Origin of the sequence: Mesorhizobium sp. C432A (assembly GCF_030323145.1) — a bacterium.
Classification (GTDB): Bacteria; Pseudomonadota; Alphaproteobacteria; order Rhizobiales; family Rhizobiaceae; genus Mesorhizobium.
This window is the reverse complement of record NZ_CP100470.1, coordinates 1,101,189-1,123,843: the sequence shown is the minus strand read 5'-3', so window position 1 is coordinate 1,123,843 and position 22,655 is coordinate 1,101,189. Positions and strand designations below refer to the sequence as shown.

The 22,655-nt window shown below is 62.1% G+C and carries 24 protein-coding genes; 14 read left to right on the top strand and 10 right to left on the bottom strand.

Annotation, left to right across the window (positions count from 1 at the left end; genetic code table 11):
* Nucleotides 1–2 precede the first annotated feature (2 nt).
* The 3 genes from NLY33_RS05275 to NLY33_RS05265 all read right to left on the bottom strand — a co-directional run bounded on the left by NLY33_RS05275 (nucleotide 3) and on the right by NLY33_RS05265 (nucleotide 4,129).
* Nucleotides 3–1,724 (bottom strand): HD domain-containing protein, encoded by a 1,722-nt coding sequence (locus NLY33_RS05275; protein WP_023703871.1) that lies wholly within the window; start codon nucleotides 1,722–1,724, stop codon nucleotides 3–5.
* 88 nt (nucleotides 1,725–1,812) lie between these two features.
* A complete protein-coding gene (lepA, locus tag NLY33_RS05270; protein ID WP_023707741.1) occupies nucleotides 1,813–3,618 on the bottom strand; it encodes a translation elongation factor 4 in 1,806 nt (601 codons plus the stop codon).
* Nucleotides 3,619–3,757: 139 nt separating this feature from the next.
* Nucleotides 3,758–4,129, bottom strand: coding sequence for an endonuclease domain-containing protein (locus NLY33_RS05265; RefSeq protein WP_023703870.1), 372 nt, complete (start codon nucleotides 4,127–4,129; stop codon nucleotides 3,758–3,760).
* A gap of 194 nt (nucleotides 4,130–4,323) precedes the next feature.
* On the opposite strand from NLY33_RS05265, the gene NLY33_RS05260 reads away from it, so the two are divergent.
* The 3 genes from NLY33_RS05260 (at nucleotide 4,324) to msrA (ending at nucleotide 6,226) form a co-directional block, all read left to right on the top strand.
* Entirely contained in the window at nucleotides 4,324–5,025 is a 702-nt protein-coding gene (locus NLY33_RS05260) for a DUF1223 domain-containing protein (protein ID WP_023707742.1), read from the top strand.
* Nucleotides 5,026–5,104: 79 nt separating this feature from the next.
* Entirely contained in the window at nucleotides 5,105–5,389 is a 285-nt protein-coding gene (locus tag NLY33_RS05255; RefSeq protein ID WP_023703868.1) for a hypothetical protein, read from the top strand.
* A gap of 111 nt (nucleotides 5,390–5,500) precedes the next feature.
* A complete protein-coding gene (gene msrA / locus NLY33_RS05250; RefSeq protein WP_023703867.1) occupies nucleotides 5,501–6,226 on the top strand; it encodes a peptide-methionine (S)-S-oxide reductase MsrA in 726 nt (241 codons plus the stop codon).
* A 165-nt stretch (nucleotides 6,227–6,391) separates the two neighbouring features.
* Here msrA and NLY33_RS05245 read toward each other — a convergent pair whose 3' ends face one another.
* Nucleotides 6,392–7,396 carry a cytochrome d ubiquinol oxidase subunit II gene (locus tag NLY33_RS05245; protein WP_023703866.1) on the bottom strand — a complete coding sequence of 335 codons (1,005 nt, stop codon included), beginning with the start codon at nucleotides 7,394–7,396 and terminating at the stop codon, nucleotides 6,392–6,394.
* Nucleotides 7,397–7,400: 4 nt separating this feature from the next.
* A complete protein-coding gene (locus NLY33_RS05240) occupies nucleotides 7,401–8,762 on the bottom strand; it encodes a cytochrome ubiquinol oxidase subunit I (RefSeq protein ID WP_023703865.1) in 1,362 nt (453 codons plus the stop codon).
* Between the two features lie 269 nt (nucleotides 8,763–9,031).
* Here NLY33_RS05240 and NLY33_RS05235 point away from each other — a divergent pair, with 269 nt between their 5' ends.
* Together NLY33_RS05235 and NLY33_RS05230 are read left to right on the top strand one after the other, a co-directional pair.
* Nucleotides 9,032–9,958: an ABC transporter ATP-binding protein gene (locus tag NLY33_RS05235; RefSeq protein ID WP_023703864.1), complete on the top strand. Its 927-nt coding sequence runs from the start codon at nucleotides 9,032–9,034 to the stop codon at nucleotides 9,956–9,958.
* Nucleotides 9,955–10,716 carry an ABC transporter permease gene (locus tag NLY33_RS05230; RefSeq protein WP_023703863.1) on the top strand — a complete coding sequence of 254 codons (762 nt, stop codon included), beginning with the start codon at nucleotides 9,955–9,957 and terminating at the stop codon, nucleotides 10,714–10,716. The genes NLY33_RS05235 and NLY33_RS05230 overlap by 4 nt, the downstream gene beginning before the upstream one ends.
* A gap of 192 nt (nucleotides 10,717–10,908) precedes the next feature.
* Here the strand turns inward: NLY33_RS05230 and NLY33_RS05225 are convergent, their stop codons facing one another.
* On the bottom strand, nucleotides 10,909–11,940 hold the full coding sequence (locus tag NLY33_RS05225; RefSeq protein ID WP_023703862.1) for a phosphatidylglycerol lysyltransferase domain-containing protein: 1,032 nt from the start codon (nucleotides 11,938–11,940) through the stop codon (nucleotides 10,909–10,911).
* 133 nt (nucleotides 11,941–12,073) lie between these two features.
* On the opposite strand from NLY33_RS05225, the gene NLY33_RS05220 reads away from it, so the two are divergent.
* The 3 genes from NLY33_RS05220 (at nucleotide 12,074) to NLY33_RS05210 (ending at nucleotide 14,833) form a co-directional block, all read left to right on the top strand.
* Nucleotides 12,074–13,276 (top strand): flavin-containing monooxygenase, encoded by a 1,203-nt coding sequence (locus NLY33_RS05220; RefSeq protein ID WP_023750799.1) that lies wholly within the window; start codon nucleotides 12,074–12,076, stop codon nucleotides 13,274–13,276.
* Nucleotides 13,277–13,670: 394 nt separating this feature from the next.
* Complete coding sequence (locus NLY33_RS05215) at nucleotides 13,671–14,156, top strand: MarR family winged helix-turn-helix transcriptional regulator (RefSeq protein ID WP_023703860.1); 486 nt, start codon at nucleotides 13,671–13,673, stop codon at nucleotides 14,154–14,156.
* A complete protein-coding gene (locus NLY33_RS05210) occupies nucleotides 14,153–14,833 on the top strand; it encodes a GNAT family N-acetyltransferase (RefSeq protein WP_023703859.1) in 681 nt (226 codons plus the stop codon). The genes NLY33_RS05215 and NLY33_RS05210 overlap by 4 nt, the downstream gene beginning before the upstream one ends.
* A 118-nt stretch (nucleotides 14,834–14,951) precedes the next feature.
* On the opposite strand, the gene NLY33_RS05205 is transcribed toward NLY33_RS05210, so the two are convergent.
* Entirely contained in the window at nucleotides 14,952–15,176 is a 225-nt protein-coding gene (locus NLY33_RS05205) for a hypothetical protein (RefSeq protein ID WP_023703858.1), read from the bottom strand.
* Between the two features lie 240 nt (nucleotides 15,177–15,416).
* Between NLY33_RS05205 and NLY33_RS05200 the strand changes: the two genes are divergently transcribed.
* The gene (locus NLY33_RS05200; protein WP_023681268.1) at nucleotides 15,417–15,758 is read left to right on the top strand and encodes a hypothetical protein; all 342 of its coding nucleotides are present in this window, start codon (nucleotides 15,417–15,419) and stop codon (nucleotides 15,756–15,758) included.
* 4 nt (nucleotides 15,759–15,762) lie between these two features.
* Nucleotides 15,763–16,473 carry a phosphatase PAP2 family protein gene (locus NLY33_RS05195; protein ID WP_023703857.1) on the top strand — a complete coding sequence of 237 codons (711 nt, stop codon included), beginning with the start codon at nucleotides 15,763–15,765 and terminating at the stop codon, nucleotides 16,471–16,473.
* 16 nt (nucleotides 16,474–16,489) lie between these two features.
* Here the strand turns inward: NLY33_RS05195 and NLY33_RS05190 are convergent, their stop codons facing one another.
* Nucleotides 16,490–16,681 carry a hypothetical protein gene (locus tag NLY33_RS05190; protein ID WP_023687515.1) on the bottom strand — a complete coding sequence of 64 codons (192 nt, stop codon included), beginning with the start codon at nucleotides 16,679–16,681 and terminating at the stop codon, nucleotides 16,490–16,492.
* A gap of 79 nt (nucleotides 16,682–16,760) precedes the next feature.
* Between NLY33_RS05190 and NLY33_RS05185 the strand changes: the two genes are divergently transcribed.
* Nucleotides 16,761–17,030, top strand: coding sequence for a helix-turn-helix domain-containing protein (locus NLY33_RS05185; RefSeq protein ID WP_023673276.1), 270 nt, complete (start codon nucleotides 16,761–16,763; stop codon nucleotides 17,028–17,030).
* A 79-nt stretch (nucleotides 17,031–17,109) separates the two neighbouring features.
* Nucleotides 17,110–18,831 (top strand): SulP family inorganic anion transporter, encoded by a 1,722-nt coding sequence (locus tag NLY33_RS05180; protein WP_023703855.1) that lies wholly within the window; start codon nucleotides 17,110–17,112, stop codon nucleotides 18,829–18,831.
* Between the two features lie 18 nt (nucleotides 18,832–18,849).
* On the opposite strand, the gene NLY33_RS05175 is transcribed toward NLY33_RS05180, so the two are convergent.
* A complete protein-coding gene (locus NLY33_RS05175) occupies nucleotides 18,850–19,710 on the bottom strand; it encodes an SMP-30/gluconolactonase/LRE family protein (protein ID WP_023703854.1) in 861 nt (286 codons plus the stop codon).
* A 115-nt stretch (nucleotides 19,711–19,825) separates the two neighbouring features.
* Between NLY33_RS05175 and NLY33_RS05170 the strand changes: the two genes are divergently transcribed.
* Entirely contained in the window at nucleotides 19,826–20,626 is an 801-nt protein-coding gene (locus NLY33_RS05170) for a helix-turn-helix domain-containing protein (RefSeq protein WP_023703853.1), read from the top strand.
* Nucleotides 20,627–20,800: 174 nt separating this feature from the next.
* A complete protein-coding gene (locus NLY33_RS05165; RefSeq protein WP_023681273.1) occupies nucleotides 20,801–22,177 on the top strand; it encodes an adenylate/guanylate cyclase domain-containing protein in 1,377 nt (458 codons plus the stop codon).
* Between the two features lie 142 nt (nucleotides 22,178–22,319).
* Here the strand turns inward: NLY33_RS05165 and NLY33_RS05160 are convergent, their stop codons facing one another.
* Nucleotides 22,320–22,616, bottom strand: a complete 297-nt coding sequence (locus tag NLY33_RS05160) for a YciI family protein (RefSeq protein WP_023703852.1) — start codon at nucleotides 22,614–22,616, stop codon at nucleotides 22,320–22,322.
* Nucleotides 22,617–22,655: the final 39 nt, after the last annotated feature.

Genomic DNA, 22,655 nt, shown 5'->3' with positions numbered 1-22,655 from the left:
ATCTACAGCACAGCATCAATCGCCTGATCTATGTAATTCTGTATAACGATCCCAATCTTCTCACCAGCAGCTCCATGGAAGCTCAGGTTGTTCCCGACAAACGCCTTCGCCGCGTGCTTGCTGACGGCTTTCCTGTCCTTGGTTGACCGGTTTGACATCTTCTCCAGATCGTCGACCTTTTCCCTGAAGAGCACCTCGAAGGAATCAATCGCCCGCACTTTACCCAAAAAGTACCCGTCAAAAGCGCGCCGCGCCGCGTCTCTCTGATCTTCGCTGAAATTCGGGGATGCAAGGAGGTGAATGCCCCAGAGCCTTTTATGTGACTCTTTAAGCAAATCGAGCCTCGGCTTAACTATTGCATCGTCGATTTCGCTCAATGGAATTTGACGACCGCGCCAATCAACGATCGCTCGAGCGACTTTGGAATTCATTTTACGAGATGGCGGGAAAATCAGCACGTCCCCCGGAGCGCCCCCAGCCCAAAAACTGATGTCGTCCTCAATCTTGGTCCGCAGTTCGGGCTTCTTAAGGACGCTTAGCGCCTCTTCAGCTAGATCGGACCTATCGCCGCCGTCTCCAAACTTATCTATGCCGTACTTTTCGATCCTTTTGTACAGACGGCGCGACATGATGTCAGATGCAAGTCGTTGAGCTACTTCGAGCTTGGGAGCCTTCAATCCAGAAAGGTAATCCAAAAGGCTATCATCAGAATATTTTAGCATTGCAAGCGAATTTAACTTCCCATTGCGAACGGCTTCATAAACAGCTCTTCCAATCATCGCGTCGACAATGATTTTTGCATGATGGAAGTAAACTCGTTCGCCAATCATATACCGAGCTTCGAGCAAACTCGTGAGATCCGTCAGAAGATCGGCGCGAGCTCGGCCTTCATTCTTTTTCCATAGCCTTATTACAGGGAGCGTTTTTTCGATTCCGTCCTCTGATATTACCGAAACATACATGTAGTTTTGTATTCTTTCGGATACGTTTATATTCAAATTTGTAAAGTAACTATCTCGTTTAATATAATCAAATAGATCGGCGCATACGGTATTGCTCACGAGAAAGAAGGTGACTTCGTCGTTTACAGCATTCCCGGTACTTTCCTCTACAGGTATCCGCTTTCTCCCGCCGATTAGGAAGACATTTCTGAAGCGGTCATAAATCTCCGCGCCATAGACCTCGACTATGATCCGTCCAATCTCAGTGTTGGGCCCCAATGTCTCTTCAAATCTGGACAGATCGCTATCATCACTCTTTTGAAATTCATCATGCGACGGAAAAATCTTCAGCTCATCTTCTAGAGTATGTCCGAATGGAACATGCGTTATGTCGTGAAGGAGAGCGTAGAGGCGGGCTATGATCCTCTGGCGTGGCGTGATTTCGATGGGTTGAGAGATACTGTATCCCTGGGATATATTGTCGTTAATTTTAAGAATCAACTGATCAACTTCGTGGAGCACACCAAGGGAATGGTCAAATCGCGTATGGAGGGCGGTCGGATAAACATAGCATGAGGCTCCCAATTGCTTGACACGTCTTAGCCTCTGGAAAGCAATGCTGTCGACGACCCTCCATTCGCCATAAGTTAACCGGACGTCTCCACTTACCGCAATTCGAATGGTCTTGACGAACTTAAGAGAGCCATTTGGCATGATGGTACCCCCAACGTCCAAGGCCGGCGCTGGATCAAACTCTAACTTTGTTTGTTGCGATGTAGCCATTGAAAGTCCCTCCCCCTAACATATGGTAAAGAGACGATTAAATTGCAACGATCGGGTAGCTGAGCCGTCAGGGCTGCCGGCCGACTTCTCAATCCCCCATCTTCAGCGCCTGAATAAACGCCTCCTGCGGGATATCCACCTTGCCGAATTGCCGCATCCGCTTCTTGCCCTCTTTCTGCTTGTCGAGCAGCTTGCGCTTGCGGCTTACGTCGCCGCCGTAGCACTTCGCGGTCACGTCCTTGCGCAGGGCCGAGATGGTTTCGCGGGCGATGACCTTGCCGCCGATCGCGGCCTGGATCGGGATCTTGAACAGGTGGTTCGGGATCAGCTCCTTCAGCTTCTCGCACATCTGGCGGCCGCGCTTTTCCGCCGCCGTGCGGTGGACCAGCATGGACAGCGCGTCGACCGGCTCCTCATTGACCAGGATCGACATCTTCACCAGGTCGCCTTCCCTATAGTCGGTCAGATGATAGTCGAAAGAGGCGTAGCCCTTGGAGATCGACTTCAGCCGGTCGTAGAAGTCGAAGACGACTTCGTTGAGCGGTAGATCGTAGATCAGCATGGCGCGCTTGCCGACATAGGACAGGTCGGCCTGGATGCCGCGCCGGTCCTGGCAGAGCTTCAATATGCCGCCGAGATAGTCGTCCGGCGTCAGGATCGTGGCGCGAATCCACGGCTCCTCGATCGCTGAGATTTTCACCACGTCGGGCATGTCGGCCGGGTTGTGCAGCTCCTTCGTCGAGCCGTCGGTAAGCAGCAGCCGGTAGACGACGCTCGGCGCCGTGGCGATCAGGTCGAGGTTGAACTCGCGCTCCAACCGCTCCTGGATGATTTCGAGATGCAAAAGGCCGAGGAAGCCGCAGCGATAGCCGAAGCCGAGCGCAGCACTGGTTTCCATTTCATAGGAGAAGCTGGCGTCGTTGAGGCGCAATTTGCCGACGGCGGCGCGCAGATCCTCGAAATCGGCGGCGTCGACCGGGAACAGGCCGCAGAACACCACCGGCTGCGCCGGCTTGAAGCCGGGCAAAGCGTGCGCGGTCTGGCGCTTGTCCTCGGTGATGGTGTCGCCGACGCGGGTGTCGGCCACTTCCTTGATCGAGCCGGTGAAGAAACCGAACTCGCCGGGGCCGAGCTCGTCGACATTGATACGGGCGGGCGTGAACACGCCGGTGCGCTCGACCAGATGTTTTGCGCCGGTGCCCATCATGCGGATGGTCGCGCCCTTTTTCAAAACGCCGTCGATGATGCGCACCAGAACGATGACGCCGAGATAGGCGTCGTACCAGCTGTCGACCAGCATGGCTTTCAAGGGTGCTGACGCATCGCCTTCGCGCGGCGGCGGCAATTGGTGGACGATGGCCTCCAGCACATCGGGAATGCCGAGGCCGGTCTTGGCCGAGATCAGCACGGCGTTGGAGGCGTCGATGCCGATGACCTCTTCGACCTGCTCGCGGATGCGCTCGGGCTCGGCGGCCGGCAGGTCGACCTTGTTCAGCACCACGACGATCTCGTGGTTGTTGTCGATGGCCTGGTAGACATTGGCCAGCGTCTGCGCCTCGACGCCCTGTGAGGCGTCGACGACCAGCAGCGAACCCTCGCAGGCGGCGAGCGAGCGCGACACTTCATAGGCGAAGTCGACATGGCCGGGCGTGTCGATCAGGTTGAGGATATAGTCCTCGCCATTGTTGGCGCGGTATTTCAGCCGCACCGTCTGCGCCTTGATGGTGATGCCGCGCTCGCGCTCGATGTCCATCGAGTCCAGCACCTGCTCCTTCATGTCGCGCAGCTCCAGCCCGCCGGTGGACTGGATCAGCCGGTCGGCAAGCGTGGATTTGCCATGGTCGATATGGGCGACGATGGAGAAATTGCGGATGTGGTCGAGAGGCGTGCTCATGGCGCGCGCTTTAGCAGGGGCGGGTTGCAGGGGCAAGCGGGGTGGCGGTGCCCTTGCCTTCTCCCCTTGTGGGAGAAGGTGGATCGGCGCGCAGCGCCGAGACGGATGAGGGGTGTTCCAGCTTGACGCCGGCGTTCTTTCACCGCCATGGCTGCAAACTGACATCCCTTACATAAGCGATTATCGTGGTGCAGACGCTGTCCATGTCTTTCAGGACATCGTCGTTCCAAAAGCGCAACACACGAAAGCCTCTCGCCTCCAGTTCCGTTCTACGGGCGTGGTCTGACTCTGAGTCCGCATGCTGACTCCCATCGATCTCGATGATGAGGAGTGATTCAAGACAAGCGAAATCGGCGACGTATTTTCCAACAGGAACTTGGCGCCGAAATTTGATCCGATCGAGCCTGCGGTCACGTAGTTCGTGCCACAGTTTGTCTTCCGCCTCCGTCATTTCACGTCGGAGCGAACGGGCAAAGTTTCGTTTGGCAGGAGCGACGGGCTGATGTGGCATGACGTTAGATTAACCAACGTCTCACTCCGCTGGAACACCCCTCATCCGTCTCGGCGCTTCGCGCCGATCCACCTTCTCCCACAAGGGGAGAAGGCAACGACGCGTCCGCCCCCAATCACGAAGCGGTGAACCATGTAACGAAGCCTCTGGCAGCGGCGAAGTGTGGGAAGAACCCGCCGCAACGGAGACCCCCGATGACTGGACTTAACCCAAAACGCAGCGCGATGCTGGCTGCCGCAGGCGCGGCGCTGATGATGCTTGGCGGCACCGCCTTTGCCCAGCCGCTCACCGTGGTCGAATTGTTCACCAGCCAGGGCTGTTCGTCTTGCCCGCCGGCCAATGCCAATCTGATCAAGGTCAAGGACCAGCCGGGCGTTCTGGCGCTGTCGTTCAACGTCACCTACTGGGACTATCTCGGCTGGAAGGACATTTTCGGCCGCGAGGAATTCACCCAGCGCCAGGTGCGCTATGAGCCGTCGCTCGGCCGCTCCGGCCCGTTCACGCCGCAGGTCGTGGTCAATGGCGGTGCCGATGCGGTGGGCGCGGCATCAGGCGAGATCGAGCAGCTGATTTCCGCAAGTGGCCGCACGAACGGGCCGACGCTGTCGCTCGACGGCGGCAAGATCAGCATCGGCGCCGGTTCCGCGCCGGCCGGCAGCGCCGATGTCTGGCTGGTCCGCTACAACAAGGGCGTCATCGAAGTGCCGGTGGCGCGCGGCGAGAACACCGGCCGCACGCTGCCGCATGCCAATGTCATGCACTCGCTGGAGAAACTCGGCAGCTGGAGCGGCGACGCCACCACGCTGCCGCTGCCAGCGGCGAACGGCGGGCTGAGCACCGCGGTGTTGGTGCAGGCGCAGGGCGGTGGGCCGATCCTGGCTGCAGCAGCCGACTGATTCTTTTTCTACCCAACGCCGCTAGCGCGGCATAACCGGGCTCGCATCCGCGCGCCCTCTTCAAGGAGGAAATACCATCATGAACAAGACCCTGACCGCGCTCGCCTTTGCGCTTTCGATGACCACCTTCGCCGCCGGCGCCCGTGCCGACGAAGCGGCCAACGCCATGAAGCCGGCGATGGCCACCGAGGCGATGAAGCCCGCGACCGATGCCATGGCGCCGGCGACCGGTGCCATGAAGCCCGCCGACCCAATGGCGACGAATGCGATGAAACCCGCCACCGACGCCATGAAGCCGGCCGATGCCATGAAACCCGCAACGGATGCGATGAAGCCGGCGGACGCCATGGCGCCCGCGCAATAAGGCTTGGTCCCATGGCCCGGCCGCACAATGGCCGGGCCGGCGCACGGCAATTTGAGAAACCAGGCGGGACGTTCTGTCGTATAGTCTTCGCCACCATCAAGGAGATCAGACATGACCGGGATTGCAAGGACGAGAACGCCGATCTTCAAGAGCGCGCTTGCCGCGCTCATCGTCGCCGCCGCGGCGGCTGCCTTCTGGCAGAGCCCGGCGCGTTCGGCCGAGGACGCGGTGGTGATCCCGCCGCCGGCAGTGGACGAGAAGGCCGCCAGCGGCAGCGAGAAGGCTATCTTCGCCGGCGGCTGCTTCTGGGGCGTGCAGGGCGTGTTCCAGCACGTCAAGGGCGTGACCAAGGCCGTCTCCGGCTACACCGGCGGCGCCAAGGATGACGCCGTCTACGAAACGGTCGGCAGCGGCCGCACCGGCCACGCCGAATCGGTCGAGATCACCTACGATCCGTCCAAGGTGACCTACGGCCAGCTGCTGCAGGTCTATTTCTCGGTCGCCCACAACCCGACGCAGCTGAACTATCAAGGGCCGGACTCGGGCACCCAGTACCGCTCGACCATCTTTGCCGAGAATGGCGAGCAGCAGAAGATCGCCCAGAGCTACATCGCCCAGCTCGACCAGGCCAAGGTGTTTTCAAAACCCATCGTCACCACGCTGGAGACGGGCAAAACCTTCTATCCGGCCGAGGAATATCACCAGGACTTTCTGACGCTGAACCCGACCTACCCCTACATCGTCTACAACGATCTGCCCAAGGTGGCGAATTTGAAGGCGCTGTTCCCGGGGTTGTATAGCGAGAAGCCGGTGCTCGTGCTGGCGGGGAAGAGCTGAGCACCTAATCTCCCCCCTCGAGGGGGAGATGTCGCCGGAGGCGACAGAGGGGGTCGGTCCGACCGGACGCGACCTCCTGCGGCAGAAGAAGGTTAGCGCTCCACGCGCGGCGACCCCCTCTGGCCTGCCGGCCATCTCCCCCTCAAGGGGGGAGATCAGCTCCCCTCAATCATACGTCAGATCCGTCGCCTTCCCGCCGAACACCCGATACGCATAGAACGAATAGAAGATGATCACCGGCAGCACGACCACCGTGCCGGCGAGGATGATGGCGAGGCTTTCCGTCGCCGACGCCGCCTGCCAGATGGTCAGCCTGTCGGGCACCACGAAGGGGTAGAACGACCAGGCAAGCCCGGCAAAGCCGAGCGCGAAGATGGTGGCGAGCGTCAGGAACGGCCGCAGCGCATGGCGGTCGTCGGGCTTGGGCAGGTGGAAGGTCTGCCGCCACAGCCACATGAACAGCAGCGCCGACAGGATCGGCAGCGGCGACAGATAGAGCATTTCGGGCCAGACGAACCATTTGGCGAAGATGCGCGGGCTGGCGAATGGGGTCGCCAGCGACACCGCCGCCATGCCGAGCGCGGTCAGCACAAGGGCCGTGCTCAGCCAGGCCACCGCCTTCCTCTGCAATTCGCCCTCGGTCTTGTAGATGACCCAGGCAGCGCCCATCGCTGCATAGGCCGCCGACAGGCAGAGCGCCACCAGCGCCCCGAAAGCGATACCGCCAAAGCCGACATCGAGGCCAAGCACATAGACGCCGAGCATATAGCCTTGCGCCAGCGAGGCGATGACGGAACCGAGGAAGAAAATGCGGTTCCAGCGATGCTTCTTGCCGGCAGGCACTTTGGCGCGGAAATCGAAGGCGACGCCGCGCAGGATGAGGCCGACCAAAAGCACGAAGACCGGAATGTAGAGCGCGGTGAGGATGACGCCATGCGCCAGCGGAAAGGCGACCAGGAGCAGGCCGACGGCCAGCACCAGCCAGGTCTCGTTGGCGTCCCAGAAAGGGCCTATTGCCGCGATCATCGTGTCCTGCTCGGCATCTTCGGCGACCGAGAACAGGATGCCGATGCCGAGGTCGAAACCGTCGAGAATGACGTAGATCAGGATGGCGAGGCCCATCAGGCCGGCGAAGATGAGGGGGAGCGCGGTTGGCCAGTCGAAGGTCATTTTTTCACTCTCCCGCGACCGGTTGCGACATCGCCGTCTTCATCACCCCCGGCAGCGGAGAGGTATCGCCGTCCTTGGCGGCCTTCAGCGCCAGGTGCACCAGCACGCCGAGATAGGCGATCAGCAAAAGCACATAGAGGATGAGATAGATGGAGAGCGTCAGCGCGACATGGCTGCCGGCGACCGGGCCGATAGCGTCGGCGGTTTTCAGCACGCCGGTGACCAGCCAGGGCTGGCGGCCGATTTCGGTGGTGTACCAGCCGGCGAGCGTCGCCAGCCAGCCCGACAGCGCCATCGGCACCATCAGAATGGCGAGCGGCCTCGGCAGGCTGTGGCGGCGTTTGAGGAAGAAGGTCGCCGACCACGAGACGATGAGCATTAAAATGCCGGTGCCGACCATGATGCGGAAGCCCCAGAACACCGGGAAAACCGGCGGATGCAGGCCGGGATAGTCGTTCAGCCCCGGCACGATGCCGCTGGTGGAATGGCGCAGCACCATGCTGGCGCCGTCGGGAATGGCGATCTCGAATTTGTTTTCCTTGGCGGCCTCGTCGGGCAGCGCAAACAGCACCAGCGGCACGTTGGGGCCGGTGTTCCAGTTGGCCTCCATGGCCGCGATCTTCTGCGGCTGGTGCTCCAGCGTATTCAGCCCGTGCTGGTCGCCGGCGAAGATCTGGATCGGGATCAGGATGGCGGCGGTGAAGACGCCGGTGCGCAGCGCCTTCCACATCGATTCCGACCGGTCGCCGGTGAGATAGCGCAGCGCCGAGAGGCCGGCGATCAGGAACGACACCGTCAGGCCGGAGGCAAGCAGCATATGCGTCAGACGGTAGGGCATGGACGGGTTGAAGACGATCGCCCACCAGTCGACGGGATGCGCCTTGCCGTCGATCATCTCGAAGCCGGCCGGCGTCTGCATCCAGGAGTTCAGCGCAATGATCCAGAAGGCCGACAGCGTGGTGCCGCCGGCGACCAACACCGTCGCCAGCGTGTGGACGCGGTTGGAGACGCGGCGGAAGCCGAACAGCATGATGCCGAGGAAGGCCGCTTCGAGGAAGAAGGCGGTGAGGATCTCGTAGGCAAGCAGCGGCCCGGCGATGTTGCCGACCCTTTCCATATAGCCCGGCCAGTTGGTGCCGAACTGGAAGCTCATGGTGACGCCCGAGACCACGCCCATGGCGAAGGACAGCGCGAACACCTTCACCCAGGTGAAATAGGCGCGCATCCAGGCGGAATCATTGGTGGCGTTGTAGCGGAGCTTGAAGAACAGCAGCACCCAGCCAAGCGCAATCGTGATGGTCGGAAACAGGATGTGGAACGAGATATTCGCCCCGAACTGCATTCGCGACAGGATGAGCGGGTCCATGCGGGCTCCGGCTGCTGTTGTTGGCGCAGAATAGGCGGCGGATGCGGTCCGGTCAAAGCGGCTTGGCGTCACGCGGGGCGCGTTGTCGCAGCAGACGGGACCAATCCGTCAGTGCCCCGCAGCACTCTTGAAACGAAACGGCAAAGGGTACGTTTGTCCACAATTGTCAGCAGCGGCATTGACTTCCGAGCCTGCGCACCGACATTCAGCGCAATAATAATCCTCGCCTCTTGCAAACAGTCGTTTCCGGCCTCATGCCTTCCACTAATTTGCCTTCCATCATTTCGATTTCCGGGGTCACCAAGACCTACGCCACCGGCTTCAAGGCGCTGAAGGAAATCAACCTCGACATCGAACGCGGCGAGATTTTCGCGCTGCTGGGGCCGAACGGCGCCGGCAAGACGACGCTCATCTCGATCGTCTGCGGCATCGTCAACCGTTCGTCGGGAACGGTGACCGTCGACGGCCACGACATCAACCGAGACTACCGCGCCGCGCGCAGCCTGATCGGGCTGGTGCCGCAGGAGCTGACCATCGACGCGTTCGAGAGCGTCTGGGCAACCGTCACCTACAGTCGCGGCCTGTTTGGCAAGCCGCCCAATCCGGGCTTCGTCGAAAAGGTGCTGCGCGACCTGTCGTTGTGGGACAAGAAGGACGCCAAGGCGATCACGCTGTCGGGCGGCATGAAGCGGCGGCTGATGATTGCAAAGGCGCTGTCGCATGAGCCGCGCATCCTGTTCCTCGACGAACCCACGGCCGGCGTCGACGTCGAACTGCGCCAGGACATGTGGGCGATGGTGCGGCGGCTGCGCGACGATGGCGTCACCATCATCCTCACCACGCACTATATCGAAGAGGCCGAGGCGATGGCCGACCGTGTCGGTGTCATCAACCGCGGCGAGATCATCCTGGTCGAGGGCAAGGCCGAACTGATGCGCAAGCTCGGCCGCAAGCGCCTGATCGTCGAATTGCGCAACCCGCTCGCCGCCATTCCCGATGCATTCTCGCACTACGCCTTGGAGCTGTCGGGCGATGGCACACAGCTGACCTACACCTATGACAACCAGAGCGAACGCCCCGGCGTCGCATCGCTGCTGCGCGAACTCGAGACGGCCGGCATCCAGTTTCGCGACATGGACACGCAAAACAGCTCGCTCGAGGAGATCTTCGTCAATCTGTTGAGGCAAGAGCCATGAATTGGCGAGCAGTATGGGCGATCTACCGGGTCGAGATGGCGCGTGCGTTCCGCACCGTGCTGCAGAGCATCGTCTCGCCGGTGATCTCGACATCGCTTTATTTCGTCGTCTTCGGCTCGGCCATCGGCTCGCGCATCACCGAGATTGACGGCATCAGCTACGGCGCCTTCATCGTGCCCGGCCTGATCATGCTGTCGCTGTTGACGCAGTCGATCTCCAACGCCTCCTTTGCCATCTATTTCCCGAAATTCGTCGGCTCCATCTACGAGCTCTTGTCGGCGCCGGTGTCGTATCTGGAGATCGTCATCGCCTATGTCGGCGGCGCCGCGACCAAGTCGATCATCCTCGGCTTGATCATCCTGGCGACGGCCTCGCTGTTCGTGCCGCTCACCATCCAGCATCCGTTCTGGATGCTGGCCTTCCTTGTCTTGACGGCGGTGACCTTCAGCCTGTTCGGCTTCATCATCGGCATCTGGGCGAAAAGCTTCGAGCAATTGCAGCTGGTGCCGCTGTTGATCATCACGCCGCTGACCTTCCTCGGCGGCAGCTTCTATTCGATCAACATGCTGCCCGAGACCTGGCGCACGGTGACGCTGTTCAACCCGGTCGTCTACCTGATCAGCGGTTTCCGCTGGAGCTTTTACGGCAAGTCCGATGTCTCGGTCGCCGTCAGCCTGGGCATGACGACGGTGTTCCTCGCCATCTGCATCGCCATCGTCGCCTGGATCTTCCGCACCGGCTACCGGCTGCGCAACTGACCCTGCCGCTCTAAAGCGCGTCGCGTTTGAACGGACTCAGGCGACGCGCATTAGGTCTTTGTTTTTATGCATGTCGTTTGCTCAAATCGGGACCACTTTTGAGCGACATGCAAATAGGCGATCGCCCGTGCGCCGGTCAAATCAACAGTTTTGCTGAGGGCAAATTGGCCACGTTGGCCGCCACGGTTCTTGCTAGATCGCCTTGATGAGGCGCAGCAACCCCAGCATCTCGATCAGCCTGCCTTGGCGGAAGGCGATGTAGGTCGGTTCCTCGATGCCGTGGAAGCGGCGCTTGAACGCCGCCTGGCCCTTGAGGTTGAACTTGCTGCGGTTGACCCAGGGCGACTCATAGGCCCGCGCGAAGGCGTTGCGCCAGAAGCTCGATTCGGCAAAGCCGTTGGCTCCGACCTCGAGCATCGGCGACAGGCCGAGCGTGACGACCGAAATGCCCTCATTGCGAAACCGGTCGACGGCGAATTTGGTCAGCCCGATTTCGGCATGCGGCGAGGCATCGATGTGCTTGCGCTTGAACGAGGTGGTGTAGCCGATCACCTTGCCATCCCGGAACATCGGATCGAAATCGAGCAGAGCGACGAGCTCGCCTTCCGGGCTGTAGAGCACGAAACGGCGCATATCGATGCCGAGATGATCGGCAAAGGGGCGGTTGAGGAACGCCATCTCCCACCGCTTGACGATGCGGTCGGCCCGCCAGTTCTGTGACAGGCGCTGGACCTCGTCGAGATAGACCGCTCCTTCGCCAAAGGAAAACCCCTTCTTCAACAGCCAGCGTTCGGAATACCGCACGGTTTCGTTGCGCTTGCCGGAAAAATCGTGAGCCGGCAGTTCCAGCCGCGTGTCGACGCCGAGACGGTTGACCTGGTAGCCGAGCCCGGCCAGAACGCGCGCCGTCGGTTCGCCGATCTGCACGAACCACGGGCTGTCGGCGGCTTCGACAAAGCGCCTGATATAGTCGGGCCGATCGGCCGGATGGGCCACCGGGTCACCGAGCGCGAAATGGTGCTTCATCTTGGTGCCGAAGGCGATGTAGCCGTCGGCGTCGCCGAAATAGGACAGTTTTTGCTGCACGGCGGTCGAATAGGCCAGCGAGAAGTCGCCGTGCTGGCGGACAAGCGCCAGCCGCTCGACATGCGAAAAATCCTGGCGCGGCACCTTGGCTGCGGCGCCCTCCAGCAGTCTGTCGAGAAAGATGCGCAAGGAGGGCATGGTCGAGCTTCCGCGTGCCGATGATAAACAGAGGCTTGCCCCCAAGGCCTCGAATCAGTCGCATTGACGCGACCTCATTATCGATCATATCGCCCCTGTGCCATATGGGACGTGCCATATAGGACGGGTCCCCATGGCGCACCTGAAAGGAAATCTCGACCGAATGGCGGCTACGACAAGCGAAACGATGCCTATCGTCCTGGGGCCGAAAGGACCCGACTATACGGTTATCGTCATCGGCGCCGGAGCGGCGGGGCTGGCGGCCGCCGACGCGCTTGGCCGGCGCGGCGTGCGGGTCGTCGTGCTTGAAAAGGAGCCGCGGATCGCCGAACCGTGGCGACGGCGGCACGAGAAGCTGACCCTCAACACGCATCGCGCGCTATCGGCCCTGCCCGGCCTTGCCTATCCGCCACGCACCGCCGCCTTTCCGAACAAGGATGCCATCGTCGGTTATCTCGAGGATTTTGCCCGCGCGCGCGGCATAAGGGTCGAATTCGGCACCGCCGTCGAGCGGATCGAACGCAGAGGCAATGGCTGGCTCGTCCATACGGGCCGGGAAACGCTGAGCGCCCGCAATGTCATCGTCGCCACCGGCCGCGACCGCTTGCCATGGACGCCGGACTGGCAAGGCAAGGCGACTTTCACCGGCAAACTTGTCCACGCCGCCGATTTCGGCACAGCACAGGACTATGTGGGCAAAAGCGTGCTGGTGGTCGGAGCCGGAAATTCCGGCTTCGACGTGCTCAACCACCTCGCCCGCGCCGACACCAAGGCCATCTGCTTGTCAGCCAGGCAGGGTCCGTCGCTGATGCCGAAACGGATCGGCAAGGTCGCCGTGGCGCGCTTCGGCGGTTTCATGGCGATGCTGCCGACGTGGATTGCCGATGCCGCGATTGCCGCGACGCAGCGGCTGGTGTTCGGCGACCTCGCCCGCTTCGGCCTGCCGCCGGCGCCGAAAGGCGGCGCCAGCCGGCTCGGCGTCGAGCAGATCGCTATCGCCGTCGACGACGGCGCCGTCGCAGCGCTGAAGGCCGGACGGATTTCGGTGGTGGCGCCGGTGGCGGCTTTCGAAGGCGCCGGCGTGCGGCTGAACGACGGCACGGTGCTCGAGCCGGATGTGGTGATCGCGGCAACCGGCTATCGCACCGGCCTGGAGGCCATGCTGGGCGATCTCGGCGTGCTCGACGCCAAGGGCGTGCCGAAGGCCAATGGCGGCACCCCGAGCGGCCAGCCCGGCCTGTGGTTCATCGGCATGCGGCCAAGCCTGACCAGCTATTTTCACAGCGCCGGCCTGCAGGCCGAAGCGATTGCCCGTCAGATCGCCAAGGGGTTGTAGACGAGCGCTTCTGGACGGAGAACCACCGCGCACTTCGGGCTGCTGCTATGGCGCGGACTAGTGGTTCAACGCATCTGCAAGACGGATCGAATATCCTGGCGATTGGCTGAAACGCCGATCCCGTCGTCATCCACGGGCGAAGCAAGGAGCGTAGCGACGGCGCAGACCCGAGGATCCATGCCGTGACTTCTGAACTACGCTGCGTTGCAGGTTCTGCTCCGCTGCTTCCACGGCCAAGGCATGATCCCTGGATCTCCGCGACGGAGCTTCGCTCCTGCTTCGCCCAAGGACGACGAAGTTGAGATGCTTGCGGCCAACCTCCAAAGCAGGCGCTTGAACTCGTTCATTGCATCATTATATAACATGTTATACTTATCCAGGAGACGGACCACCCATGGAAGACATCATTCGATCCCTTGGCTACCTCACCCTCGGCAGCAGGCTGAAGCGCATCGGCGAGCAGTTGCAGGCCGATACGCAGCGCATGCTCGATGGGCTGGAGGTGCCGGTGCAGTCCAGCCAGTATCCTCTGCTGGCCGCGCTCGACCGGCTTGGGCCGCTGCCTGTCGGCGAACTGGCGCAGTCACTGGGGATCACCCAGCCGGGGGTGACGCGCAGCGTGGCGCTGCTGGCCGAGTTGGGGCTGGTCGAGGCCGCGCCATCGAACGACGACCAGCGCCGCAGGATGATCTCGCTGACCGCGAACGGCCAGCGCCTGGTCGATAAGGCGAAGCGAGACGTTTGGCCGCGCATCGAGAACGCCGTTGCCGACTTGTGCAAAGACCTTGCAGGGCCGCTTCTCGAACAACTCTCGGCAATAGAGGACGGCCTGGCGGCGGCCCCGCTCGACCGTCGTGTGAAACAGGATGTCGCGCCATGAGCCATGTCCTCGATCGTCCGGTCTGGAGCGCGCTCGACACGCGGCATCGGATCTTTGCGTATGGCGACAGGCTCGCCAGGCGCTATCCCTCCTCGATCGTCCCCTTCGCGGCTTCCGGGGCAGACGACGCTGAGAGCCTGCAGGCGCTCGCAAGCCTCATTCCTGCAGGTGAGAGCGTGTTCATGCTCCAGGCGGACCCCATTGCCTTGCCGCCGGAACTGACCGCGACCGTGACCGCCTTCGGCGTTCAGATGGTTGCCGAGGCGCCATTGCCTTCCGTGTCGGACGAGCGTGTACAGCAGCTGACGCAGGACGACGCGGCCGAGATGCTTGCTTTGGCGTCACTGACCAAGCCCGGCCCGTTCACGCTCAAGGCGCTGAGCCTCGGCGAGTTCTGGGGCGTGAAGATCGACGGCCGGCTGGCGGCGATGGCCGGCGAGCGCATGAAGCAGCCCGGCTACAGCGAACTCAGCGGCGTCTGCTCGCATCCCGAATTTCGCGGCAGCGGCCTCGGCCGGCTGCTGTCGGTGTTCGTGGCCAACCGAATTTTTGCGCGCGGCGAAGTTCCCTACCTGCATGCCTATGCCAGCAATGCCGGCGCGGTTGGGTTGTACGAATCCATCGGCTTCAGGCTGCGGGCAGAGATGAATGTGGCCGTCGTGCAGCGCGCCGGCTAGAGCGTTTCACCGTTTCACGGAAACGGCGAACCGCTCCTAGGCCTCTATTTTTACGCAATTCCGGACGGAAAACCGCTTCACACTTTTCCTGGAATTGCTCCAGGCCGCCTTGCAGGCCTCAGGCTGATTTCGGCTCCAACCGGCGGAAACCCACGGTTTCCATAAGCATATCTTCCTCGACCATGCCGGCATTGTGCAGCGCAAGCAGGTTCAGCGCGATCTCCCGCGCATCCGCGGAATCGGGATGCACGTCGCGCCTGCGGCAGCCTTCGTCGAACACGCGTTGCAGCCTGGCGATGTCGTCGGGTTTCAGCAGGCCACGGTCATAGATGGACTTTGGCATCGCAGTCTCCTCCAGAAGACGTAGGGCGCCATGTTTAAATGTCCATTCTTTTCCGGGGTTTGGGTGGGCAGCTGCCTGGGTTTGCGTTAATCCGGCCCGAGCGTTGCAATCAGACCGCGATCGTGCTGCCATTCATTCAGCCACCTCTCGTCATCGTCGGGCCTGTCTCGCCGCAGTCTGCTTGACGTGTCGGCGCGCTTGCGAAACAAGGGCTGCCACAAACGACAGCGAGGCACAAAAGTGAGTTTCTGGGGACTGGCGCAGCTCGTCATTTCGACGGTGATCTTCCTGCTGGCGGCCATCGCGGCCAAGCAATGGGGGCTGGCGCCAAGCCTTGGCAAGATCGTGCTGACACTGGCGCTCTATACGGCGGGCAATCTGATGATGCTGCGGCTGGTTCGTGAGTTCGGCATGTCGGTGTCGTTCAGCCTGTCGGCGGTGATCCAGTTGGTGGCGGTCAATGTGGTGGCGCTGGTGTTCTTCGGCGAACGCGTCAATGCCTTGCAGGCGACCGGCATCGTGCTGGCCATCGCGGCGGTGGTGCTGATCTCGCTCGGGCCTTACCTGCAGGGGCGACTGTAATCCGATGAAGACCCCGCGTGCGTTCACCAACTGGCTTGAATTTCCGGTGCTGCTGGCCGGGCTGGTGATAGCCGCCGGGCTGTGGGGCTTCGAGGAACTGATGGAGGTGGCGCGGGCCACCACGCCGCACGCTTTCGATACTGAGATCCTGCTCGCTTTCCGAAAAGTGGGTCAGCCGGATGTTCCCGTCGGCCCGGCATGGCTGGAAGGCGCTATGCGCGACATCACCAGCCTCGGCAGCTCCAGCGTGCTGGTGCTGATCGTAACGGCGGTGATCGTCTACCTCCTGCTGATCCGCAGGCCGAGGACGGCGCTGCTGATCTTTGTCGCGGTGGCCGGCGGGCAGCTGCTGTCGACCTTGCTCAAGGCCGGCGTCGACCGGCCGCGCCCCGATCTTGTCTCGCACCTGGCCAACGAGACGTCGCTGTCGTTTCCCAGCGGCCACGCCATGCTGTCGGCGGTGACCTATCTCACGCTGGGCTCGCTGGCAGCGCGCTTCCTGCCGGGACGAACGACGAAAATCTATGTCCTCAGCCTGGCGGTGCTGGTAACGCTGCTGGTCGGCGTCAGCCGCGTCTATCTCGGCGTCCACTGGCCTTCCGACGTGCTGGCGGGATGGTGCGCCGGCTTCACCTGGGCGACGCTGTGCTGGCTGGCGGCGCGAATGCTGCAGCGGAACAAGGCGGTGGCCGATGGCAACGAGCCCGAAGACTGACGATCCGGAGCGACATTCAAATCAGCCGGTTGATCAGCCCGTGTCCGCAGCCTGCCAGCAGAAAAACCGCCGACAGCAAGGCTGCCGACGTCGTCAAGGTCCTGAAAATCTTCAACTGATATTTCCCCGCCATAAGAGCCAAGGCGGTTAACGTAGCATGCTCATCCCGTATCCCGCCATCCGGCTTTGTGGAGAGATCATGTTTCATGTATGCTTTATGATGGTTGAAACATCACTATGATTGTATTACACGTCGTCTCCGCAGACTCAGACGGGGGTTCCGACCGATGATCACTGCCGCGCAGATGCGCGCCGCGAGGGCGCTGGCCGGCATCGATCAGAAGACGCTCGCCGAGCGTGCCGGCGTTTCGCTTCCGACAATCCAGCGCATGGAAGCGAGTGACGGCGTGGTCAGGGGTGTGGTCGATACGCTGATGAAGGTTATCCAGGCTCTCGACGAGGCCGGGGTGGAGCTCATCGGCGAGAACCAGACCAGCGAGCGCGGCGGCCGGGGCGTGCGCCTCAAGCCGGTCGCGCCGCCGAACCCGCAAGGCTGAGCCGGCATATAGTCGCGACGGCGACCGCCGACAGTCCTGCCGACGATCCCGCCGCCTTCACGCAAGCGGAAGGCAGTCCATGGATCAGATCCGGCGGGCAGTGCATCAACCGGCCCAGAAGTCGGCAAAGCCGACATTTTCAGAGCTGTTCACGCCCAAGCTGGTGACGGTCTGGCGCGAAGGTTACCGCCTGCCGCAGTTCAAGGCCGACTTCATGGCCGGGCTGACCGTCGCTATTGTCGCGTTGCCGCTGTCGATGGCGATTGCGATTGCTTCGGGCGTGACGCCGGAGCGCGGCCTGTTCACCGCCATTGTCGGCGGCTTCATCGTCTCGGCGCTCGGCGGCAGCCGCTTCCAGATCGGCGGCCCGGCCGGCGCCTTCATCGTGCTGGTGGCGGCGACGGTGCAGCGCGAAGGCGTCGACGGACTGCTGCTGGCGACGATGATGGCCGGCATCTTCCTGCTCGCCATCGGCTATCTCCGGCTCGGAACCTATATCAAATTCATCCCTTACCCGGTGACGGTCGGCTTCACCGCCGGCATCTCGATCATCATCTTCTCCGGCCAGATCGTCGAACTGTTCGGGCTGAGGCTTGCCGGGCCGGAGCCCGGGCCGCTGCTGCCGAAGCTGATGGCGATCGGCCACGCGGCCGGCACGCTCAATATCTCGGCAACGCTGGTGGCGGCGCTGACCATCGCCACCATCGTCGGGGTGAAGCGCTGGCGGCCCGGCTGGCCGGGCATGCTGATCGCCGTCGGACTGGCCTCCCTTGTCGTGGCGCTGCTTTCGCTGCCGGCGGAAACGATCGGCACCCGCTATGGCGGCATTCCGCGCAGCCTGCAATTTCCGGCGCTGCCGGCGCTCAGCCTCAACAAGGCGCTTGCGGTGCTGCCGGATGCGGTGGCCTTTGCGCTGCTCGGCGCCATCGAATCGCTGCTGTCGGCCGTGGTCGCCGACGGCATGACCGGGCGGCGGCACCGTTCCAATTGCGAGCTTGTCGCGCAAGGCTTTGCCAACATCGCGTCTGCCCTGTTCGGTGGCATCTGCACCACCGGCACCATCGCCCGCACCGCCACCAATGTGCGGGCCGGCGCGCATGGGCCGGTTTCCGGCATGCTGCATTCGCTTTTCCTGCTGGTCTTCATGCTGGTGGCCGCACCAATGGCGAGCTACATCCCGCTTGCCGCCCTTGCCGGGGTGCTGGCGGTTGTCTGCTGGAACATGTTCGAGAAGCAGGCCTTCGCCACGTTGCTGCGCGCTTCGCGCGGCGACGCCCTGGTGCTGATGGCAACCTTCCTGATCGTCGTCTTCCGCGATCTCACCGAAGGCATCGTCGTCGGCTTCGCGCTAGGCTCGATCCTGTTCATCGACCGCATGGCCAAGTCGATCGCCGTGGAGGCGGATTTGCCGCTGGTGCAGGACGATGTCGCCGACAGCAGCGGCCGCGCCTACGATGCAAGCGAGGCAAGCGACGCCGACACCGTCGTCTATCGCATCTCCGGCGCCTTCTTCTTCGGCGCCGCCTCGACTGTCGGCACGGTGCTCGACCGCATCGCCGACCAGCGCAAGAACTTCATCCTCGATTGCTCGGCGGTGCCGTTCTTCGATTCCACCGCGGCCAATGTCATCGAGGGCGCGGCGCACAAGGCGAAGCGCGCAGGGGTGCGTTTCATCATCGCCGGTGCCTCGCCGCAGACACGGCGCATGCTGATCAACCACGGCGTCAAGCGGCCGCTGGTGACCTTTGCCGCCTCGATCAAGGATTCGCGGGCGCAACTCAAAACCGCGCCCGTTGGCTGAGCCGGCAAATGTGCGCCGTCAGTCCAGACTGAGCACCTCGATCTTGCCTTCGTTCATCAGCGGCACATAGATCACGGATTTGCCGTCGGTGCCGATGTCGGCGCTGCCCGGCTTGAACTGCGCCACAGCCTCCGGCGTGCCGCCAACCTTGTAGCGATAGAGCCTGCCGGTCATGTAGGCGGTGGCGTAGATGCTGTCGCCGATGGCGACGACGCCATCGAGGTCGGCGAAGTTTTGCGCGCCGGGCAGCGGTGTGATTGCCTTGCTGGCGAGATCGACCGACAGCAGGCCGCCGGGTTCGACGGTGCTGAAATCAGGCTTGATGCCCTTGCCCCAGGACGCCACGATCAGCCGACCTCCATCGGCAAAGATGCCGTTGGGCGCGGCGAGCTTCGCATCCTTCACGAACAGGTCCGGCTTGTTGCCGTCGATACGATAGATCGCATCGGCCAGCATGTCGGTGACATAGACCTTGCCCGAACTGTCCGATGTCACGTCATTGAGGAACACGGCGCCGGGCACATCGATGGTCGAGACCAGCTTGCCGCTGGCGAGATCGACGATGCGCACCTTGGTGATGTCGGCGACGTAGAGCTTGCCGCCGGAGATCGCCGAGCCCTTCGGTGCATCCATGCCGGCGGTCCAGTGCCGGCTAACGACCTTGCCGTCCAGCGACAGCACCGAGAGATAGCCGTTGCCGTCGGCCTCGCCGGGATTGCCGACGATGTTGGAGACGATGATGCGATTGTTGGCGGCGTCGAACAGCGCCGCTTCCGGTTGCTCGAAGCCCGAGGCGCGCCAGAGTTCGGCGGCCTCGGCCGCAGGTGCGAGCGCGATAGCGAAGGCGGCGACGCAAATCGAGGTGATGAGGGTTTTCATGGCCAGGTCTCCTGTGATGGATAGCGGAGAGCTAGGAGTTTCGATACTTTTCCGGAAGGACGATTCGAGCTAGTATCGAAATTCGATACGAAATGGCGCAAAAGAGGTGCATTCCATGAACGGCCTGATCTTCGAGGCGCTGAAGCGGACGATGAAGGCCAAGGGCGTCACCTATCGTGAGCTAGCCGGGCGTATGGGCATTTCCGAGCCGACGGTGAAGCGCATCTTCCACGAGCGCAACTGCAAGCTCGACCGTCTCGTCGGGATCTGCGCCGCCGCCGGCGTCGAGCTGGAAAACGTGCTCGGATCGATGAACAGGGGGCCGGGACCGGTCAACCGCATCGCGCCAGAGGTCGAGCGCAAGCTTGCCGGCCGGCCGGCGTTGCTGTTCATCTTCGTCATGCTGTCGGAGAAATTCACGCCCGAGGGCGTCATGCGCTCGCAAGGCTTGAGCGAAGCGTCGATGTTCCTTTATCTGCGCGATCTCGAAGCGCTCGGCCTGATCGCATTGGGCAGCGGGCTGTCGGCACGGCTGCTGGTCGACACACCGATCCAGTGGAACTTCGAAGGGCCGCTCAGGCCGCTGTTCGAGATGACAAACAAGAATTTCATCGGCTGGGCGATCACCCATCTGGAGCGGGAAGCGACCTTCGTCTCTTTCTCCAGGCGGATGCGGCCGGAGACGGCGGAGATGGTGAAGCGCGAGGCGGAGGAACTGGCCGAGCGCGCCAAACTGCTCGCCCATCACGACCAGCACACGACGCCGGAAGACGGGCTGACCGGCTACAAATGGACGTTTGCTTTTGGCGCAACCCCGTTTCCGGCGATCATGCCGATCGGCCCGCACCCCAGGGATGCCGGTGCGTCCGACCGGCCCGCCGCTGCTGCAAAAGGACGCCGTCCTTTGCCGGCTTGAGTGGGCCATCATCCGAGCAGGATTGCATCTGGCGGCTGAGCTTGTCGCGCTCCAGTCCGGAGGTGCTTCAAAAATGAAGCCACATTCATGATAGAGTTCGCGCGCTGATTTGCCAGACTGTACGGGGCGGGTTTGCCGAATGCGTGACCGTCCCCGCAAAATCGAAGTGATCCTATGCCGACCGCGCCAACACTTGAACTTCGCCGCTATTCGCGCCTGAAAAATTTGCGGGAGCGCGCAGAACGCCAGGGTGCTGCATTGCAGTTCTGGGCGCGCACGGCATCGCTCGCCGTGATCTCCTGCTTCTTTTCATTGATCAGCCGCTGGGATGCCTCGCTGCTCTTCGTGCTGGCGGGCCTCGCGCTGTTCCAACTCGTCGGCCTGATCCAGTTTCGCTTTGCGCGCCGTCGCAACGCGCCATGGTGGATCGGTTACCTCGTCGGTACGCTGGACATCATTCTGTTGACCGTTCTGCTGGTAACGCCCAACCCGTTTTCCCTCGAGGTCGCGCCGGCCGCGATGCAACTGCGCGAGGGCAGCTTCAAATTCCTGCTGATTTTCGTATGCCTTGGCGCGCTGACCCTTTCGACACGATTGGCGCTCTATCTCGGCGCGCTCGCGGCCTTGACGTGGACGATCGGGGTGGGATGGGTGGTTTTTCATGCGGGAACCGTCATTCCGGCAACGAACCTCTATTCGCTGCCGCTGACAGAGCGACTGAATCTCTATCTCAACCCCAATTTCGTCGATACGTTCGCGCAGGCGACCAATGTGTTGGTTGTGCTGATTATCGGCGCGATCATGGCGCTGGTCGTCTCTCGTTCCCGACATCTGTCGGAAGACTATGTCAAGGCGGAGCGCGCCCGCGCCAATCTCGCCCGGCATTTTTCGCCCAATGTCGTCGACCAGCTCGCCACGGATGACGAGCCCTTCGGCCCGGTCCGCCGGCAGGATATCGCGGTGCTGTTCGCCGACATCGTCGGCTTCACACACTATTCCGAGGATCATCCGGCCGAAGCAGTGTTCGAACTACTGCGTCAGTTCCACCGTCGCATGGAGCAGGTCGTTTTCGACCACCATGGCACCGTCGACAACTATATCGGCGATTGCATCATGGCGACCTTCGGGGTTCCGCAAGCCAGCCATGACGACGCAACCCGGGCCATCCGGTGCGCTGAAGCGATGATCGCCGCTATCGAAGACTGGAATGTCCAGCGTGTGTCCAGAGGATATCCGCCGCTGGACGTTCGGATCGGTGCACAATATGGCGCCGTCGTCCTCGGCGCGGTCGGCAGCGAGCGCAACCTGTCCTTCGCGGTGGTGGGCGACACCGTCAACGTCGCCAGCCGTTTGCAGGCGCTCTGCCGGGAGCTTCAGGCGAATATTTGCTTTGGGTCACGACTGATTGAGGCCGCGAAGGCGGAATCGCTCGGGACACAGCTGAATGCGCGCGATCATGGACCGGTTAGCATCCGCGGCCGGGACGAACCGGTCCATGTCTGGGTCGAACACAGAGCCGAAAACCAGGGCGCTATTGCGGTTTCGGCGTGATGCAGGCCGCCATGTGAGACGCCTGCACCTCGGCAGGATGGACGCCAGAAACCTCGACAGGATCGCGCCCGCCAGCGTGCGCAAAGCTGGCCCGTTCGAGAGCGACTTTCGCTGCCGCATCGATGCGGTTTGGTCGAAATGGTTAGCCGTGCGTTTTCAAATGCAGCATCGGATGGTGTTCGTAGTGCCCGGCGCCATTCTTCACGATCGGGTCCTCCGAGGTGATCGCCTCTATGTCCAGATCATCGGCAATCCGATAGAGCGACACCCCATAACCGCCAGCCGGGTCCATCACGGGGCCGTGCGCGACGATAAGCCTCTTTTCAAGCAGGTCATCCAGGAATGCTCCGTGCTGCTTCATCCACTCTTCCTCATCGGTGGTCATCGTTGCCAGAAAGTCGGAACGCGGCGGAATATATTTGCACAAATAGGACTTCATTCGTCGCTCCTCGGCGAAAGGAGGCTCGCCTGCCGGACT

Bases quoted from the DNA above. Each gene is read 5' to 3' on its own strand.
- NLY33_RS05275 (WP_023703871.1), bottom strand. From the start codon at position 1,724: ATGGCTACATCGCAACAAACAAAGTTAGAGTTTGATCCAGCGCCGGCC.
- lepA (WP_023707741.1), bottom strand. From the start codon at position 3,618: ATGAGCACGCCTCTCGACCACATCCGCAATTTCTCCATCGTCGCCCAT.
- NLY33_RS05265 (WP_023703870.1), bottom strand. From the start codon at position 4,129: ATGCCACATCAGCCCGTCGCTCCTGCCAAACGAAACTTTGCCCGTTCG.
- NLY33_RS05260 (WP_023707742.1), top strand. From the start codon at position 4,324: ATGACTGGACTTAACCCAAAACGCAGCGCGATGCTGGCTGCCGCAGGC.
- NLY33_RS05255 (WP_023703868.1), top strand. From the start codon at position 5,105: ATGAACAAGACCCTGACCGCGCTCGCCTTTGCGCTTTCGATGACCACC.
- msrA (WP_023703867.1), top strand. From the start codon at position 5,501: ATGACCGGGATTGCAAGGACGAGAACGCCGATCTTCAAGAGCGCGCTT.
- NLY33_RS05245 (WP_023703866.1), bottom strand. From the start codon at position 7,396: ATGACCTTCGACTGGCCAACCGCGCTCCCCCTCATCTTCGCCGGCCTG.
- NLY33_RS05240 (WP_023703865.1), bottom strand. From the start codon at position 8,762: ATGGACCCGCTCATCCTGTCGCGAATGCAGTTCGGGGCGAATATCTCG.
- NLY33_RS05230 (WP_023703863.1), top strand. From the start codon at position 9,955: ATGAATTGGCGAGCAGTATGGGCGATCTACCGGGTCGAGATGGCGCGT.
- NLY33_RS05225 (WP_023703862.1), bottom strand. From the start codon at position 11,940: ATGCCCTCCTTGCGCATCTTTCTCGACAGACTGCTGGAGGGCGCCGCA.
- NLY33_RS05220 (WP_023750799.1), top strand. From the start codon at position 12,074: ATGGCGCACCTGAAAGGAAATCTCGACCGAATGGCGGCTACGACAAGC.
- NLY33_RS05215 (WP_023703860.1), top strand. From the start codon at position 13,671: ATGGAAGACATCATTCGATCCCTTGGCTACCTCACCCTCGGCAGCAGG.
- NLY33_RS05210 (WP_023703859.1), top strand. From the start codon at position 14,153: ATGAGCCATGTCCTCGATCGTCCGGTCTGGAGCGCGCTCGACACGCGG.
- NLY33_RS05205 (WP_023703858.1), bottom strand. From the start codon at position 15,176: ATGCCAAAGTCCATCTATGACCGTGGCCTGCTGAAACCCGACGACATC.
- NLY33_RS05195 (WP_023703857.1), top strand. From the start codon at position 15,763: ATGAAGACCCCGCGTGCGTTCACCAACTGGCTTGAATTTCCGGTGCTG.
- NLY33_RS05190 (WP_023687515.1), bottom strand. From the start codon at position 16,681: ATGAAACATGATCTCTCCACAAAGCCGGATGGCGGGATACGGGATGAG.
- NLY33_RS05185 (WP_023673276.1), top strand. From the start codon at position 16,761: ATGATCACTGCCGCGCAGATGCGCGCCGCGAGGGCGCTGGCCGGCATC.
- NLY33_RS05180 (WP_023703855.1), top strand. From the start codon at position 17,110: ATGGATCAGATCCGGCGGGCAGTGCATCAACCGGCCCAGAAGTCGGCA.
- NLY33_RS05175 (WP_023703854.1), bottom strand. From the start codon at position 19,710: ATGAAAACCCTCATCACCTCGATTTGCGTCGCCGCCTTCGCTATCGCG.
- NLY33_RS05170 (WP_023703853.1), top strand. From the start codon at position 19,826: ATGAACGGCCTGATCTTCGAGGCGCTGAAGCGGACGATGAAGGCCAAG.
- NLY33_RS05165 (WP_023681273.1), top strand. From the start codon at position 20,801: ATGCCGACCGCGCCAACACTTGAACTTCGCCGCTATTCGCGCCTGAAA.
- NLY33_RS05160 (WP_023703852.1), bottom strand. From the start codon at position 22,616: ATGAAGTCCTATTTGTGCAAATATATTCCGCCGCGTTCCGACTTTCTG.